At 56.5% G+C, this 313-nt stretch carries 1 protein-coding gene; it reads right to left on the bottom strand.

Translation table 11 applies throughout. The features are described from left to right. Nucleotides 1-270, bottom strand: a 270-nt coding sequence (locus P8629_RS11550; RefSeq protein WP_336618928.1) for a cbb3-type cytochrome c oxidase subunit I, incomplete at its 3' end; no start/stop codon positions are given. Nucleotides 271-313: the final 43 nt, after the last annotated feature.

Genomic DNA, 313 nt, shown 5'->3' with positions numbered 1-313 from the left:
CATCAGACCGATGACCATAGGCATCGCCACGAAGAAGATCATGATCACGCCGTGGGCGGTAAAGATCTGATCGTAGTGTTCAGGAGGGAGATAACCTGCGGCCCCACCGGCCGCCATCGCCAGTTGTGTCCGCATCATGATCGCATCGGCAAAGCCACGCAGCAGCATGACCAGGGCCACCACAAAATACATGATACCGAGCTTCACCTGGACGTCGCTGTGCGCCAACGTCCTCATCATTGCCTCTTTCCCGATTCTGACCGCGACCATCGCGCTGTTAACCCTTGACCGCTACTTCGGTATGCACTTCTTC

It is taken from the genome of Hydrogenovibrio sp. 3SP14C1 (assembly GCF_029625905.1).
Lineage (GTDB): Bacteria > Pseudomonadota > Gammaproteobacteria > Thiomicrospirales > Thiomicrospiraceae > Hydrogenovibrio.
The sequence above is the reverse complement of the archived record's forward strand: the minus strand, read 5'-3'. Positions and strand labels throughout refer to the sequence as shown.